We start from the raw sequence: 14,154 nt of genomic DNA, 5'->3' as shown, positions 1-14,154 counted from the left end.
CATGCGCGTCGCCATCGCCGGAGCCGGCAACGTCGGCCGGTCCATCGCCCAGGAGTTGATCGGCAACGGCCACGAGGTCATGCTGCTCGAACGGGACCCGAAGATGCTCCGCCCCGAGCGCGTACCGCAGGCCGAGTGGGTGCTCGCGGACGCCTGCGAGGTCGCCAGCCTGGAGGAGGCCGAGATCGCCCAGTGCGACGTGGTCGTGGCCGCCACCGGCGACGACAAGGTCAACCTGGTCGTCTCGCTGCTCGCCAAGACCGAGTTCGCGGTCGGCCGCGTCGTCGCGCGGATCAACCGCGCCGAGAACGAGTGGCTCTTCACCGATCAGTGGGGCGTCGACGTCGCGGTCTCCACGCCGCGCCTGATGGCCGCGCTTGTCGAGGAGGCGGTCACTGTCGGCGACCTGGTCCGGCTGATGACGTTCCGCCAGGGCGAGGCGAACCTTGTCGAGATCACGCTCCCGCCGGACGCGCCGTTCGTCGGCCGCCCGGTCCACTCGGTCCCGCTCCCCCGCGACTCCGCGCTCACCGCGATCCTGCGCGGCAAGCGCGTCCTCGTCCCGCGGCCGGACGACCCGCTTGAGGCCGGCGACGAGCTGATCTTCGTCTGCACCGCCGAGGTCGAGGACGCGGTCCGCGCGGTCATCCTCACCCCGGACCCCACCCAAGACCTTTAAACCGATGTTCCCGCTTCCGCCGGGGTCCGGCCCGCACGCTCCCGCGGGCCGCGGCTCCGCGGCGCACGGTCAACACCCGGCCGGCGTGCCGTAGGTGGGCGGTCAGGCGGCCTCGGTGGCGGCCTGTGCCTCTTCCGGATGGGCCCGCATCGTGCGGCGGACCGCCCACACGGTAAGCGCAAGCATGCCCACGTAGATCGGCCAGCTGACCGCCAGCCGCGCCACGCCCAGCAGGTCCGGCTGCTTCGCGATGTACAGCGCCGCCTGCACGCCCGCCCGGACCACGAGCGACGCGGCCCAGGCCAGCGTCAGCCACTGGAACGTGCGGAACAGCGCCGGGTTGTGCCGCCAGTCGTGCTTGCCGCCGGCCGAGATGATCGCCCAGATGTAGCCGATCAGCGGCTTCCGTACGCCGACCGAGATGACAAGCGCCGCGGCCTGCGCGAACGTCAGCAGGATGCCCGGCAGGTAGAAGTCGCGGGCCTCGCCGGAGCGGGCCGCCAGGTACGCGCCGAGCGCGATGCCGAACAGCCCGTTGACCGCGTGCCGGACCGGCTGCTTGCGGATCAGCCGGTAGATCGCGATCCCCACCGCCGTGCCGACCGCTCCGAAGATCGCCGGGTACAGGTCCCACACGAAGTTGAGAAGCACGAACGCGCAGACCGGAATGCTCGTCTCGATCAGCCCGCGGATGCCACCGAGCTGCTCCGACATCTGCTCGGAGATGGTCGGGATGCGCTCCTCGTCCGGCTCCGGCTCCGGCTCGCCCGCGCCCGGCGCCGGTGCGCCCGACACGATCGCCCGGACCGCGTCGGGTGAGTACGGATCGGTGGCCGAGTACCTACCGGCTGCCGCGACGTCCTCGCCTGCGGCCTGCTTGTCGGTTGCTCTGTCAGGACCGGTCATGCTCACCTGGGCGCTTCCAGCTCGTAATGCGGGTTATAAATCACTTTACGGTCATCACGGACGGCGATCCGCCCGCGGGCCGTCAACTGCCGGCCCGGCTCGATCCCGGCGATGTGCCGGCGACCGAGCCAGACCAGCGTGATCACGTCGCTGCCGTCGTAGAGGTCCGCCTCAAGCGTCGGCAGGTTGGTCCGGGGCGTGTAGACCACAGTGCGCAGCCGGCCCGAGACCGCGGCGGTCTGGCCGCGGTGGCAGACCCCGACCGGGGTGGCGCCGCACTCCGCGCTCTCCCGCTGCAGCTCCTCCGCATCCAGCTCCGCCTCCGAGGCCGTGAGCCGCTGAAAGAACCGGCGCAACGTCGACCGTCGTTCATCGATCGTCATGTCGCGGGTGTCACCCCTTCTCCTGGTCAGATGAACCCGCAGCGCGCACGCTGGTCCGACCAGAGTACGCCCCGGAAGCGGCGGCGACAGGGACGCGACCGCGCGGCTACGACCGCGGACGTGGTGACGGCCTCCGGCGCGGCTCCTCGGTGGGCGGCTCCGCCTCTCCGGCCGCCGCCGCGCTCCCCTGGGCCGCTGCCCCCTGTGCGGCGACGTCCTTCGGCAGCCGCAGCGGCAGCGGCTCCTTCACCGGCTTCGCCTCGTTGCCGCGGTCCACCACCAGGCCGCGCAGGCACTCACCGAGCAGTGGCGCGCTTGACGGCGTGATCGCGACCGGCCCCTGGAAGACGGCCTGCACCATCCAGCGGGGCCCGTCGATGCCGGCGATCCGCAGGTCGACCGGCCCGTTCGGAGTGGGCACCCGGGCCAGCAGCTCCACCCCGTACGGCCCCTCGGTCTCCTGCAGCTGCCCGCCCTGCGACGTCAGCGACGCGCCGACCTCCTCCCGGACCTCGTCCCAGATGCCCTCGCTGCGCGGCGCCGCGACCACGATCAGCTGGAGCGTGCTCGGCCCCTCGCCGAGCACGACCTGCTGCACCACGCCCTCGTTGCCGGCCTGGACGCGCACCTCGACGCCGGGCACTGCCGGAATCTGCATGCTGCCCAGGTCCAGGCGCTGCACACCGTCCGGCGCGTCGCTCACGTCGTACGGCCCGCTGGTCGCGGCCGACTCCACGGCGGTCGGAATCGGGGTTTCCTCGGCACGCGCGTGACGCCCGCCCCGCGAGAAGATCGCCATGATCACCTTTCCGGATGAACCGATTGTCGAAAAAACCTAGAGAGCCGCGTGCCCGCCGGTCGACCCGTGCCCGCCGGCCCCGCGCACGGAGTCCGGCAGCTCGTCGACGACCTCGAAGACGGCCCGCGACACCCGCTGCACGACCAGCTGCGCGATCCGGTCGCCCCGCGCGATCTTCGCGGTCTGCTCCGGGTCGTGGTTGATCAGATTCACCAGGATCTCGCCCCGGTAACCGGCGTCGACCGTACCGGGCGCGTTCAGCAGCGTCACGCCCAGCCGGGCGGCCAGTCCGGACCGCGGATGCACAAGCCCCACGAAGCCCTCCGGCAGCGCCAGCGCCACGCCGGTCTTCACAAGCGCACGGTGGCCCGGCAGCAGTTCCACGTCCTCCGCGGCGTACAGGTCGGCGCCCGCGTCCCCCGGGTGCGAGTAGGCGGGCATCGGCAGATCCGGGTCGAGCCGCCGCAGCGGCACGGGCACGGTGTCGGTCACGGGTTCGGGTCCTCATCGTCGGCGGCACTGCACGGGCCCCCTCATCCTGCCGTGCCGCCCCGCGCGAAGCACTCGTACCCTGGCTGGCGTGGCACCCCCCGGCACCCGCACCCCGCAGACAGTCCTCCATCGTGAGCGCCTGAGCGTCACCTGGTGGCTCTGGATCCCCGCGCTCGCGGCCGCGGCCGCGCTGGCCACCGAGGTCTGGATGGGCGCGTCAGGCATCCGCGCCTGGCTGCCGTTCGCCGTGCTCCTGCCGCTGACCGCGCTCGGCCTGTGGGCGATGGGCCGGATCCCGATCGCTGTCGCCCCCGGCCCGGACGGTGCCCCTGAGCTGCAGGTCGACGACGCACGCCTGCCGGTCCGGTTCATCTCCGAGGTGGTCCCGCTGGACGCGGAGGGCCGCCGCGAGATCCTCGGCGTGGCCGCCGACCCGCTGGCGTTCGTGGTGCAGCGCCCCTGGATCCCGGGCGCGGTGCAGGTCCTGCTTGACGACCCGGCAGACCCGACCCCCTACTGGGTGGTCAGCACGCGTCACCCAATCGCACTGGCGCAGGCCCTGCTCGACGCCAAAGAACAACCAAAGCACTGACCACCATCCGGGGTACGGGTCAGGAGCGCTTCTTCCCGTCCGTACCCTCGATCGACCTGGGCCTGCCCTTGATCTCCGGGCGGTGGCGGCGCAGATCCTCGCGGAGGCGGTCGCCGAGCCCACGGGTGGCCCGCCGGTTCAGATAGCTGGCCACGGCCGCGCCGGTGAGCAGCGGCCCAAGCGTGGTCAGGTTCCGGCCGAAGCGCTTGAGCAGCGTCTCGCGCAGTTCGCGGCGCGCGGCAGTGCCGAGCACCGCGCCGACACCGGCGCCGGGCAGCAGCGGGTTCACGCCACGCTGGGTGGACCAGGAGTGCAACATCGAGACCGCGCGCTCGCTGGCGCTCCCGGCGACCGGCTGCCCGTAGATCTCGTGCAGCTCGCCGATCAGCTTCAACTCCACCGACACCACAGCGACCGTCTCGGTGGCCAGCAGCACGGGCGTGGTGAGCAGCGTGGGCGGCACGGCCCACTCGATCGCGGAGACGCCACCCCCCGCCGCGCCGATGCTCGCCGTGGCCCGGGACGCGTTGCGCACCAGGCGGTCGGCAAGCTCCTCGTCGTCCAGGCCCGGGTGATGCCGGCGCAGCGTCTCCAGGTCGCGGACCGGCACGTACGGCGCAATCTGCCCGACCGTGTCGATCATCCACTGGATCGCAACCTTGGGCCTGATCATCCGGCCGGCGCCGCCGGTACGCACCTGCTGGACGAGGCGGCCGAGCAGCCGGCGGCGGACCGTCGGCGGCAGCTCCTCCTCGGCCAACTCCGCCAGGGCCTGACTCAGCCGTTCCGGGTCGCCGGTCTCGGCCGGCGGCACGCCCGGCTCGGTCACCGGCTCAAGATCGTCGGTGTCCCTGCGCTGCTGGTGGCTGGCGTCCGTCATCTCGCCTCCTGCCTCGATCCGTCGACCGGTACTACCCACGCGGAGCGCGCGGCAACCGGCCACGGCGGTGGATCGAGTGAAACAGATCCGCGCCACAGATCCCTCTGAGTCCCCGCCCCACGGCCGGAACCGAGGACTCGCCGCCTCACGGACCGCCACCCCTCAAAACCCGCCCCACACCGCGGAGTCGCAAAACCCTGCCCCGCACCGCGAGGCCGAAGAAGCGAAGGACTCGCCGCGTCGCGGACCGCCACCCTCGGCCCGCAACGCGGTGTGTGCCCTATTCGGTTGTGCTGTTGATGGTCCAATCCCCCGCTGAGGGGATCAGGCGCACTCGTGGCAGATCAGCTCGCCGTTTCGCTCAATGGCAAGCTGGCTGCGGTGATGCACCAGGAAGCACCGCGAGCAGCGGAACTCGTCCTGCTGCATCGGCAGCACCTTGACAGTCAGTTCCTCGTCGGCCAGGTCAGCACCGGGCAGCTCGAAATTCTCAGCTACCTCGGCCTCATCCACGTCGACGGCGCCGGACTGCGAGTCGACGCGACGTGCCTTGAGTTCCTCAAGGCTGTCCTCGCCGAGGTCGACCTCGTCGCGACGCGGGGCGTCGTAGTCGGTGGCCATCGGTTGTCACTCTCCCGTATCGATGTGTCGTCCGGCGTCTGTAACGCCGAACGGCGATGTTCGGTTCCCTGGGGACCAACGTTGGCACGAACTGCCACTGTGACGTCACCCTCAGCGACGATGCTGATAGTGACACCACGACGTCAGCTCTCCAAGAAACTCCCCCCAGCGAGCGCGGTACCTTACCGCTCTCGTGCGTTGCTTGTACGCCCCGGCCCGCCCAGATGTTCCCAATGTGATTCAGGCGACACCAAGGTAGGGGGTCGTCCGCGTCGATCATCGTCGGCGCGCCGGGACCGCTCATCACTTTCCCGGGCCGGCCGTGCAGGCGATAACCTCAGCGGGACATCCGGAAACTACCGGGCGCAGACTTTCCGCGGGGAGCCTCCACCAACATGAGCTATGCGCGCATGCGGGCGCTCATCGTCCTGAGCGTGCTGACCGTCGCCGCCGTCGTGTTCGTCGCGGTCGCGTTCGTGCGGGACAGCCAGACCGAGGCCACCGTGGCCGAGGAGTGCCCGGCCGGCTTCGTGCGCGCGAACGTCGCGCTGCCGGAGCCCAAGGACGTGAAGCTGAAGGTGTTCAACGCGGCCGGCACGGACGGTCTGGGCAGCCGGGTCAGCACCGACTTCGCCAACCGCAAATTCCAGGTGGAGAAGCCGGAGAACAGCGACAAGACAAGCGACGCGGTCGCCACGCTGCGGTACGGCCCGAAGACTGTCGGCGCGGCCCACCTGCTCCGGGCGTACTTCCTCGACAACGCCCGCACCGAGTACGACGAAGCCCGCGAGGACGACATCGTCGACGTGGTCATCGGCACCCGCTTCGAGCAACTCGCCACCACCACCGAGGTCAACCAGTCCCTGGTAGAACTCGGCCAGGCCAAGCTTCCGCCCGGCAGCTGCGCTGAGTAGCTGGTCGTCGCTTCGCTCCTCCGGGCTCGGCGCTCGCCTTGTGGTCGTCGCTTCGCTCCTCCGGGCTCGGCGCCACTCCCGGCGATGACGGGCGATTTTCAGACGAAGAGCGTGTCTGAAAATCGCCCATCATCTCTGGTCGAACGCGCCTCACGTGGGCGGTGCCGTTTGTGGGGGGACCGGAGAAACTGCAGCACAACCCTGGGCGGCGGGCCGCGCCCGAGCCCGCGCCCGCGCCGATGTCACTTCCGAGTTCAGACGGAGAGTGTGCCTGCGGTGTTTGGCCGGCTGAGTCTCGGGTGGGTGTGGGGATTGGCCGGCGGCGGGGAGGGTCAGGCTCCGCCGGAGGCGTTGAGGGTTACGAGGTGGGCGTGGAGTGGGGGGAAGAGGGCGGGTGGGGCGGCGATGACCATGGGGAGGCCGGGGGCGGCGCCGTTGAGGCCCTCGACGGTCAGGCCGGCCTCGCGGGCGATGAGGGCGCCGGCGGCGTGGTCCCAGGGGTTCAGGCCCTTTTCGTAGTAGGCGTCGATCAGGCCCTCGGCGGCGAAGCAGAGGTCGAGCGAGGCGGCGCCCCAGCGGCGGATGTCCCGCACGTGCGGCAGCAGGCCGGTGAGCACGCCAGCCTGGTGCAGGCGCCGCGCGGCGTCGTACCCGAAGCCGGTTCCGACAAGGCTCTGGGCCAGATCGGTCTGTGCGGAGCCGCGGATCGGCCGCCCGTCGTGGAACGCGCCGCCGCCGAGCGTGGCGGTCCACTCGTCGCCGGTCGCGGCGTTGCGCACCACGCCTGCCACCACGACGCCGTCTAGTTCCGCCGCGAGCGAGACCGCGTACTGCGGCAGGCCGTAGAGGTAGTTCACGGTGCCGTCGATCGGGTCGACGATCCATCGGACGCCGGAGGCGGCCCCGGCTGCGGAACCCACCGCGTCCGCTGCGTTCTCGCCGTACTCCTCGCCAAGCAGCGCGTCGCCGGGCCGCAGCGTGCGCAGCTCCTCGGCGACCTGGCGCTCCACGGCGCGGTCGGCGGCGGTCACCACGTCGGTCACGGTGCTCTTGGTGTCGATGGTCGAGCTGACCGCCTCGGCCCGCATGCGACTGGCGGTCTCGGCGGCGCGCCGGGCGATCTCGACCGCGGTCTTGAGCAGGTCCCTGAAATCCGGAGAAGTCTGTTGCACGCACTCCATACTGCCGTCCCGGCCGGATCGTGCGGCGGCCCGGCGGGGTAGCATCGCTGGCAAACCCCGTCACCACCTACTTCCTGCCCCTCACGCCGTCGCCGGCGGCGCGGGGCGCAAGCTGTTTGCCTCAGACAGCGTTACAATTCACGCTGCCCACGTGACACGGACGGTCGCCACGCCGACCAGCCCGCGGCACAGGGGCCACAACATCACCGGCCTGCAGTCTGCTCGCGCTGCCCGCCGGATCGGCCGTGCTCGTTCTTCGCCTCCGGAAGGTCATCCGTGTCAGAAGCCCGCCACACCGGCGCCGACGTACGCTCGCTCACCGACACCCTGATCGCCAACGCCGCTAACGCCGGTGGTCAGTTGACGTCGGCCGAGCTCGCGCGGAGCGTCGAGGCTGCCGAGGTGACCCCGGCCCAAGCTAAGAAGCTCTTGCGAGCGCTGGCGGAGGCCGGCGTAACCGTCGTGGTGGACGGCTCGGCCAGCACCCGCCGCCCGCGCGTCGCCGCTGCCCGCTCGGCCACGCCCGCCTCCAAGGCCACCACCGCCAAGACCACCAAGTCAACAGTTGCCAAGAAGGCCGCGCCCGCCGCCACCCCGAAGCAGGCCGCCCCCTCCGCTGCGCCCGCCGACGCGAACGGGCTGACGCCGGCGAAGCGCGCCGCGAAGGCTGCCGCGCCGAAGACCGGCCCGGCCGCTAAGGCGGTGCCGGCGAAGAAGGCCGGTGCGAAGACCGGCGCCAAGGGGCCGGACGGTGAGCCGCTCGAGGATGAGATCGATCCCGAGGAGCTGGCCGCCGAGCTGGAGGACGTCGTCGTCGAGGCGGCGCCGGCCGAGGTCGCGGCCGCCACCGCCGACGCCCAGGCGGACAGCAACGACTTCGAGTGGGACGACGAGGAGTCCGAGGCGCTGAAGCAGGCGCGCCGCGACGCGGAGCTGACCGCGTCCGCCGACTCCGTCCGGGCGTACCTGAAGCAGATCGGCAAGGTTCCGCTGCTCAACGCGGAGCAGGAGGTCGAGCTCGCCAAGCGCATCGAGGCCGGGCTGTATGCGTCGGAGCAGCTGCGCGTCGTCGACGAGGGCGGGGAGAAGCTGGCGTTCCAGCTGTCCCGCGACCTCAAGTGGATCTCCCGCGACGGTGAGCGCGCCAAGAACCACCTCCTTGAGGCGAACCTTCGGCTCGTGGTGAGCCTCGCGAAGCGCTACACCGGCCGCGGCATGGCCTTCCTGGACCTCATCCAGGAAGGCAACCTCGGCCTCATCCGCGCCGTCGAGAAGTTCGACTACACCAAGGGCTACAAGTTCTCCACCTACGCCACCTGGTGGATCCGACAGGCCATCACCCGCGCCATGGCCGACCAGGCCCGCACCATCCGCATCCCGGTGCACATGGTCGAGGTCATCAACAAGCTCGGCCGCATCCAGCGCGAGCTGCTCCAGGACCTGGGCCGTGAGCCCACGCCGGAGGAGCTGGCCAAGGAGATGGACATCACCCCGGAGAAGGTGCTGGAGATCCAGCAGTACGCCCGGGAGCCCATCTCGCTGGACCAGACGATCGGCGACGAGGGCGACAGCCAGCTCGGTGACTTCATCGAGGACTCGGAGGCCGTCGTGGCGGTCGACGCGGTCTCGTTCTCGCTCCTGCAGGATCAGCTGCAGCAGGTCCTGCAGACGCTCTCCGAGCGCGAGGCGGGTGTGGTGCGGCTGCGGTTCGGCCTGACCGACGGCCAGCCGCGCACGCTCGACGAGATCGGCCAGGTCTACGGCGTGACCCGCGAGCGGATCCGCCAGATCGAGTCGAAGACGATGTCGAAGCTGCGTCACCCGTCGCGGTCGCAGGTCCTCCGCGACTACCTGGACTGACCTGCCCGACCGTTTCAGCCGACGGCCGTGCCCCGCGGGGTACGGCCGTCGTCCGTTTTCCGCCTATTTTCGGGGGACACCCGAACGGGCGATTTCATCTGGCCGAACCGGCGAAGGACCCGAATGCGACAAACGGACCATCGGGCGCATAAGATGCCGGAGTACCGTAAAAATCGCCCGGTCCAGCTGTGCGCCCAACGATCAATTATCCGGATGCTGACTTCAGAGTCAACTTTCTGTGCCTGTTTGACCACCACCCGTACATCCTTCGGTGGTGATCGAAGAGTTGTGGGGTTGTGATCGTTGACGTGGCACCCTTGGGGCACGGCACACTGTCCATACCAGGTGTGACCTCGGTCCCCCGAGGGCACCATGGGAAGGCCGCATCCGACGAGGGTGTTGGACAATGGGTGAAGCACAACCGAAGAACCTGTTCATCGGTGACGACCCGAGGAGGTAGGCGATGACCCCGACCCTCACGCCGCCGCCAGAAACGGCGGCGCCCCCAGCCGCCGATGAACGCTGCGATCGTTGCAGCGCGGCGGGCAAGTTGCGGGTGACCATTGCCGGCGGCAGTGAGCTGGTGTTCTGCGGACACCACGCGAACCGTTACGCCGACGATCTCGTCAAGATCGCAGTGCAGTACGTGGCCGAGCCGGAATTCACCTGGCGCGGCGCGGACATGATGCGCCGCTAGGACTGGCGAGGTCACACCGGTCCCGCCGCCCCCGGCGGTGCCCGGCACAACCGAACGAGTCGACCCGATGACGGGGGCGCCCAGGTGTGGGGCGTCCCCGTTACCACTTCCGGCTCCAGGCGTCACACCGACAGCGCCTGGACCCGTGCGGGTCGTCAGTTACGCGGGCCTTGACATCGGCCCCGGCGCGTCGGCGGCGCCCAGCGCGGCCGACACGTCCCGCGCGGCGGCGATCACCTCGGGCGCGCGCATCTCGAGCGAGCTCATGGTGCTGTCCATCGCCAGCGTGGAGATGGAGATGCCGCCGAGCACCTGCCCGGTGTGGTCGAAGACGGCCGCGCCGACGCAGCGGATGCCGGGCTCGTTCTCCTCGTCGTCGACGGCATATCCCAGCGCCCGTACCCGGGCCAGGTGTTTCAGCAGATCTTCCTCACCGGTCAGTGTGTGCCGGGTGCGCTGGACCAGGCCGGTGCGCCGGCAGATCGCCAGCACGTCCTCGTCGCCCAGCTGGGCCAGTACGGCCTTGCCGATCGCGGTCGTGTGCAGCGCCACGCCCATCCCGATCCGGGACGGCATCTGGTACGGCCGCCGCCCCTCCTGCTTGTCCACGTAGACCGCCTCGTCCGCACTGCGGATCGCGAAATGCGTGGTGTACCCGGTGGCCTCACTTAGTGCCCGCAGCGCGCCGGACGCCTGCCGGGCCGGGTCGAAGCGGTGCATCACCCTGCCGGCCAGCGTCAGGATGCGCGGCCCGGGCTCGTAGCTGCCGAGGCCGTCCGGCCGGGCGAATCCCCACAGCACAAGCGCCTGCAGGATCCGGTGCACGGTCGACTTCGAGACGCCGGTCGCCGCGGCGATGTCGGTGACGCGGTGATGCTCGGCGAGCGCCTCCAGCACCGCAAGCGTCTTGTCGATGGAACTGCCTTCCCTGGCCATGAGATTCAGCTTAGGTCCTGTATCGAGGTGGACGGTCGGCGCGAGACGCGGTCCAGGTGGCATCCGGGTGTACGGCACGAGCGCCCGAATCTGGCGTCTGCGGCGCGTCGCAGCCCGGCCGTGCACCTCGATCCAGGACCGGATGGTGGTTACCGTGCCAGCCAGCCTCCGTCCACCGCGAGCACGTGGCCGTTGACGTAGTCGGACGCGTCCGAGGCGAGGAAGACGGCCGCGCCGGCAACGTCCTCCGGGCGGCCCCAGCGACCGGCCGGGATGCGTGCTCTGATCTCGGCCTCCCGTGCCGGGTCCGCACGCAGCGCCTCGGTGTTGCCGGTCTCGATGTAGCCGGGCGCGATCGCGTTGACCTGGACACCACCGGCGGCCCACTCGCAGGCCAGCGCCTTGGTCAGCCCGGCGATCGCGTGCTTGGCCGCGGTGTAGCCGGGGACCCGCATGCCGCCCTGGAAGGACAGCATCGAGGCCACCGAGATGATCTTCCCGTGTCCCCGGGCCAGCATGCCCGCGCCCACCGCGCGGCTGAGCAGGAACACCGCGTCCAGGTCGACGTCGAGCACCGCGCGCCAGTCCGCCCAGCTGTGCGACGCCGCCGGGGCCCGCCGGATGATGCCCGCGTTGTTGACCAGGATGTCCACCTCCGGCAGCCCGGCCACCGCGTCCGGGATGACGGCGGTGTCGGCGAGGTCGAGGACCCACCGGGTGCTTCGGCGGCCGGCCGCACGGACGTCCTTCTCGGTGTCGCCGAGATCGTCCGTGCGGCCGTGCAGCACCAGGTCCGCGCCGGCCTGTGCGAGCGCCACCGCGATCGCCCGTCCCATGCCGGTACGGGCGCCGGTGACAAGCGCGGTCCTGCCGTGCAGCGCGAAGGGTGTGGTCACCGCAGCGCGCCGATCGGGACCGGCTCCACGTCCTCGTACGCCTGGTTCTCCCCGCCCATCGCCCACACGAACGCGTAGCTGCGGGTGCCGAAGCCGCAGTGCACCGACCAGGACGGCGAGATGACCGCCTGTTCCGGCGCGACGATCAGGTTGCGGGTCGCGTCCGGGCGGCCCATCAGGTGTACCACCCGGTCGGCCTCGGGCAGGTCGAAGTAGAAGTAGACCTCGGTCCGCCGCTCGTGGGTGTGGCAGGGCATCGTGTTCCACATGCTGCCCGGCGCGAGGACCGTGACGCCGAGGACGAGCTGGCAGCTCCGGATGCCCTTGACGTGGATGTACTTGTAGATCGTCCGCTCGTTGGACCCCTCGGGTGTGCCGAGCCGGACCGGTTCGGCGTCGTCACGCGTGGCCTTCACGGTCGGATGGCTCTCGTGCGCGGGCGTGGAGACCAGGTAGAACCGCCCGTCGAAGCGGACCTCGCGGGCGCCGCGGCCGACGTACAGCACCTCCTTCGCGGTCAGCTCGTGCCGGACGCCGTCGACAGTCACCGCGCCGGCCTCGCCGATGTTCACCACGCCCAGTTCGCGGCGCTCCAGGAAGTGTTCCGCGCGCAGCTCGTCCGGGCAGGGCAGTTCCGTCGCGCCGTCCGTGCCGCCGACGATGATCCGGTCCTCGTGCGTATAGGTCAGCCGCACCTCGCCGGGCGCGAACAGATCCTCCACCAGGAACCGCCGTCGCAGCTGCGCGGTGTCCATGCCCGGCAGCTGGTCCGGGGCGGTGGCGTGGCGTGAATCCATGAAACCCTCCTCAAACGGCGCGAACCGGCTCCGGGTCGTCCTCAAGCGAGTCGATCAGGTCGTCGCGGTCCGGCGTCCGCTCCGGCCGGAGCAGGCCGATCGCCACGTAGAGCACGAGCGAGGTGACCAGCGGGACGCCGACCACCATGGTCTGGCTGGTCTCCTCCAGGACCCACTTGACCACCACCCAGACGCTCAGCCCGGCGGCCCAGGAGACGAGCGCGGCGGTCGGGCCGCTGCGCCGGAACCAGGGCAGCAGGCCGAGCATCAGCGGGATCGAGATCGGCCCCATGGTCGCGGCGACCAGATCGATGACAATCTTGAGGACCACGCCCTGGCCCTTCGTGCTGATCGCGATGACCATGCTGATCACCACGAACAGGAACGTGGTGACCCGGGCGAAGGTCAGCTCCGCCTGCTCGCTGAGGGTGCGCACCGCGCGGACCAGCACCGGCGCGATGTCCCGGGTGATCACGGACGAGATCACGTTGGCGTCCGAGGACACCATCGCCATCGTGTGCGAGAAGAAGCCGGCCAGCACCAGCCCGATCAGGCCGGGCGGCAGCAGCACCTTCGCCAGCTCGACGTACGCCTGTTCCGGCTCGGCCAGGCCGGGGACGATCAGCGGCGCGGCGAACATCGGCAGGAACAGGAACAGCGGCCAGACCAGCCAGAGCCCGCTGGACAGCAGCGCGGACCGCCGGGCCGCGGAGCCGGACGGCGCGGCCATGTACCGCTGGGCGAGGTTCCACATGCCGCCGTTGTACTCGAACGTCTTGATGAACAGCAGCGCCAGGAAGAACGTCAGCGTGTACGGCCCGCTGAACCAGTCGCCGTGCCCCGGTGGCAGCTCGTCCCACATGGTCCACAGCGTGGAGACGCCGCCGAGGTGGGACAGGAACGCGACGAACATCGCGACACCTGCCACGCCTTGGATCACGAACTGCCCGAAGTCGGTGAGCACGTCCGCCCAGAGCCCGCCAAGCGTGATGTAGACGAGCGTGACCGCGCCGGTGAGCAGGATGCCCCAGACGATCGGCACTCCGGCGAAGCCGCGCAGCAGCACCGCGATCGCCACCCACTTGGCCGCGATGTCGACCACCTTGAGCAGCGCGCCGCTGTAGGCCAGCGCCTGCTGGGTGGGCAGGTTGTAGCGGCGGGCCAGGTATTCGAGCGGGGACGCCACGCCGTGCTTGGAGCGCAGCCGGTTCCACCGGGCGGCGAAGACGAACGCGCCGATCCCGACGCCGAGCCCGATGGTCAGCGCCCACCAGACGTACATCGCGAGGCCGACGTTGTAGGCCACCGCGGCGAACGCGACGAACATGACGGCGCTGTATCCGGACATGTGGTGCGAAATCCCCGACAGCCACCAGGGGATCATGCCTCGTGCGGTGAAGAAGTCGGCGACGCTGTGGACGCGTCCCTTGGCCCACAGGCCGATGCCGACCATCACCAGGAAGTACCCACCGAGAATCATCCAATCGAGCGTGGTCATGTGCGCGCTCCCTCCGGCGCTGT

Annotated in this window: 16 protein-coding genes; 5 read left to right on the top strand and 11 right to left on the bottom strand. The window is 70.5% G+C overall.

Going from position 1 to position 14,154, the window contains the following annotated elements; genetic code table 11:
- The first annotated feature begins 1 nt into the window (after position 1).
- On the top strand, positions 2-679 hold the full coding sequence (locus ACIA8K_RS21710) for a potassium channel family protein (RefSeq protein ID WP_396061935.1): 678 nt from the start codon (positions 2-4) through the stop codon (positions 677-679).
- 102 nt (positions 680-781) lie between these two features.
- Here the strand turns inward: ACIA8K_RS21710 and ACIA8K_RS21705 are convergent, their stop codons facing one another.
- From ACIA8K_RS21705 to dut, 4 genes are all read right to left on the bottom strand, one after another.
- Positions 782-1,585: a DUF3159 domain-containing protein gene (locus tag ACIA8K_RS21705; protein ID WP_396061933.1), complete on the bottom strand. Its 804-nt coding sequence runs from the start codon at positions 1,583-1,585 to the stop codon at positions 782-784.
- A 2-nt stretch (positions 1,586-1,587) separates the two neighbouring features.
- The gene (locus ACIA8K_RS21700; protein WP_396061931.1) at positions 1,588-1,968 is read right to left on the bottom strand and encodes an OB-fold nucleic acid binding domain-containing protein; all 381 of its coding nucleotides are present in this window, start codon (positions 1,966-1,968) and stop codon (positions 1,588-1,590) included.
- 106 nt (positions 1,969-2,074) lie between these two features.
- Positions 2,075-2,767 carry a DUF3710 domain-containing protein gene (locus tag ACIA8K_RS21695; protein WP_396061929.1) on the bottom strand — a complete coding sequence of 231 codons (693 nt, stop codon included), beginning with the start codon at positions 2,765-2,767 and terminating at the stop codon, positions 2,075-2,077.
- A 36-nt stretch (positions 2,768-2,803) separates the two neighbouring features.
- Positions 2,804-3,259: a dUTP diphosphatase gene (dut, locus tag ACIA8K_RS21690; RefSeq protein WP_396061927.1), complete on the bottom strand. Its 456-nt coding sequence runs from the start codon at positions 3,257-3,259 to the stop codon at positions 2,804-2,806.
- Between the two features lie 88 nt (positions 3,260-3,347).
- Between dut and ACIA8K_RS21685 the strand changes: the two genes are divergently transcribed.
- Positions 3,348-3,851 (top strand): DUF3093 domain-containing protein, encoded by a 504-nt coding sequence (locus ACIA8K_RS21685; RefSeq protein WP_396061925.1) that lies wholly within the window; start codon positions 3,348-3,350, stop codon positions 3,849-3,851.
- 19 nt (positions 3,852-3,870) lie between these two features.
- Here ACIA8K_RS21685 and ACIA8K_RS21680 read toward each other — a convergent pair whose 3' ends face one another.
- The gene (locus ACIA8K_RS21680; RefSeq protein ID WP_396061923.1) at positions 3,871-4,731 is read right to left on the bottom strand and encodes a hypothetical protein; all 861 of its coding nucleotides are present in this window, start codon (positions 4,729-4,731) and stop codon (positions 3,871-3,873) included.
- Positions 4,732-5,055: 324 nt separating this feature from the next.
- Positions 5,056-5,352, bottom strand: a complete 297-nt coding sequence (locus ACIA8K_RS21675) for a DUF4193 domain-containing protein (protein ID WP_396061921.1) — start codon at positions 5,350-5,352, stop codon at positions 5,056-5,058.
- 410 nt (positions 5,353-5,762) lie between these two features.
- Here ACIA8K_RS21675 and ACIA8K_RS21670 point away from each other — a divergent pair, with 410 nt between their 5' ends.
- Complete coding sequence (locus ACIA8K_RS21670; protein ID WP_396062233.1) at positions 5,763-6,266, top strand: LytR C-terminal domain-containing protein; 504 nt, start codon at positions 5,763-5,765, stop codon at positions 6,264-6,266.
- Between the two features lie 332 nt (positions 6,267-6,598).
- Here the strand turns inward: ACIA8K_RS21670 and ACIA8K_RS21665 are convergent, their stop codons facing one another.
- Positions 6,599-7,438: an inositol monophosphatase family protein gene (locus ACIA8K_RS21665; RefSeq protein ID WP_396061919.1), complete on the bottom strand. Its 840-nt coding sequence runs from the start codon at positions 7,436-7,438 to the stop codon at positions 6,599-6,601.
- A 285-nt stretch (positions 7,439-7,723) separates the two neighbouring features.
- Here ACIA8K_RS21665 and ACIA8K_RS21660 point away from each other — a divergent pair, with 285 nt between their 5' ends.
- Both ACIA8K_RS21660 and ACIA8K_RS21655 read left to right on the top strand, forming a co-directional pair.
- Positions 7,724-9,307 (top strand): RNA polymerase sigma factor, encoded by a 1,584-nt coding sequence (locus ACIA8K_RS21660; protein ID WP_396061917.1) that lies wholly within the window; start codon positions 7,724-7,726, stop codon positions 9,305-9,307.
- A 463-nt stretch (positions 9,308-9,770) separates the two neighbouring features.
- Positions 9,771-10,004: a hypothetical protein gene (locus ACIA8K_RS21655; RefSeq protein WP_396061915.1), complete on the top strand. Its 234-nt coding sequence runs from the start codon at positions 9,771-9,773 to the stop codon at positions 10,002-10,004.
- Between the two features lie 159 nt (positions 10,005-10,163).
- On the opposite strand, the gene ACIA8K_RS21650 is transcribed toward ACIA8K_RS21655, so the two are convergent.
- From ACIA8K_RS21650 to ACIA8K_RS21635, 4 genes are all read right to left on the bottom strand, one after another.
- A complete protein-coding gene (locus ACIA8K_RS21650; RefSeq protein ID WP_396061913.1) occupies positions 10,164-10,940 on the bottom strand; it encodes an IclR family transcriptional regulator in 777 nt (258 codons plus the stop codon).
- Between the two features lie 149 nt (positions 10,941-11,089).
- Positions 11,090-11,836 (bottom strand): SDR family oxidoreductase, encoded by a 747-nt coding sequence (locus tag ACIA8K_RS21645; RefSeq protein ID WP_396061911.1) that lies wholly within the window; start codon positions 11,834-11,836, stop codon positions 11,090-11,092.
- Positions 11,833-12,633: a 5-dehydro-4-deoxy-D-glucuronate isomerase gene (gene kduI / locus ACIA8K_RS21640; protein ID WP_396061909.1), complete on the bottom strand. Its 801-nt coding sequence runs from the start codon at positions 12,631-12,633 to the stop codon at positions 11,833-11,835. Before kduI ends, ACIA8K_RS21645 begins: the two co-directional genes overlap by 4 nt.
- Positions 12,634-12,643: 10 nt before the next feature.
- Positions 12,644-14,131 (bottom strand): sodium:solute symporter family protein, encoded by a 1,488-nt coding sequence (locus ACIA8K_RS21635; protein ID WP_396061907.1) that lies wholly within the window; start codon positions 14,129-14,131, stop codon positions 12,644-12,646.
- Positions 14,132-14,154 lie beyond the last annotated feature (23 nt).

It is taken from the genome of Catenuloplanes sp. NPDC051500 (genome assembly GCF_044454585.1).
Lineage (GTDB): Bacteria > Actinomycetota > Actinomycetes > Mycobacteriales > Micromonosporaceae > Catenuloplanes.
This window is presented reverse-complemented; position numbering and strand designations above follow the sequence as displayed.

Excerpts from the sequence above, each read along its gene's own strand:
- ACIA8K_RS21650 (WP_396061913.1), bottom strand. The coding sequence starts at position 10,940 with ATGGCCAGGGAAGGCAGTTCCATCGACAAGACGCTTGCGGTGCTGGAG.
- ACIA8K_RS21675 (WP_396061921.1), bottom strand. The coding sequence starts at position 5,352 with ATGGCCACCGACTACGACGCCCCGCGTCGCGACGAGGTCGACCTCGGC.
- ACIA8K_RS21680 (WP_396061923.1), bottom strand. The coding sequence starts at position 4,731 with ATGACGGACGCCAGCCACCAGCAGCGCAGGGACACCGACGATCTTGAG.
- kduI (WP_396061909.1), bottom strand. The coding sequence starts at position 12,633 with ATGGATTCACGCCACGCCACCGCCCCGGACCAGCTGCCGGGCATGGAC.
- ACIA8K_RS21700 (WP_396061931.1), bottom strand. The coding sequence starts at position 1,968 with ATGACGATCGATGAACGACGGTCGACGTTGCGCCGGTTCTTTCAGCGG.
- ACIA8K_RS21705 (WP_396061933.1), bottom strand. The coding sequence starts at position 1,585 with ATGACCGGTCCTGACAGAGCAACCGACAAGCAGGCCGCAGGCGAGGAC.
- ACIA8K_RS21710 (WP_396061935.1), top strand. The coding sequence starts at position 2 with ATGCGCGTCGCCATCGCCGGAGCCGGCAACGTCGGCCGGTCCATCGCC.
- ACIA8K_RS21655 (WP_396061915.1), top strand. The coding sequence starts at position 9,771 with ATGACCCCGACCCTCACGCCGCCGCCAGAAACGGCGGCGCCCCCAGCC.
- ACIA8K_RS21695 (WP_396061929.1), bottom strand. The coding sequence starts at position 2,767 with ATGGCGATCTTCTCGCGGGGCGGGCGTCACGCGCGTGCCGAGGAAACC.
- ACIA8K_RS21635 (WP_396061907.1), bottom strand. The coding sequence starts at position 14,131 with ATGACCACGCTCGATTGGATGATTCTCGGTGGGTACTTCCTGGTGATG.
- ACIA8K_RS21670 (WP_396062233.1), top strand. The coding sequence starts at position 5,763 with ATGCGGGCGCTCATCGTCCTGAGCGTGCTGACCGTCGCCGCCGTCGTG.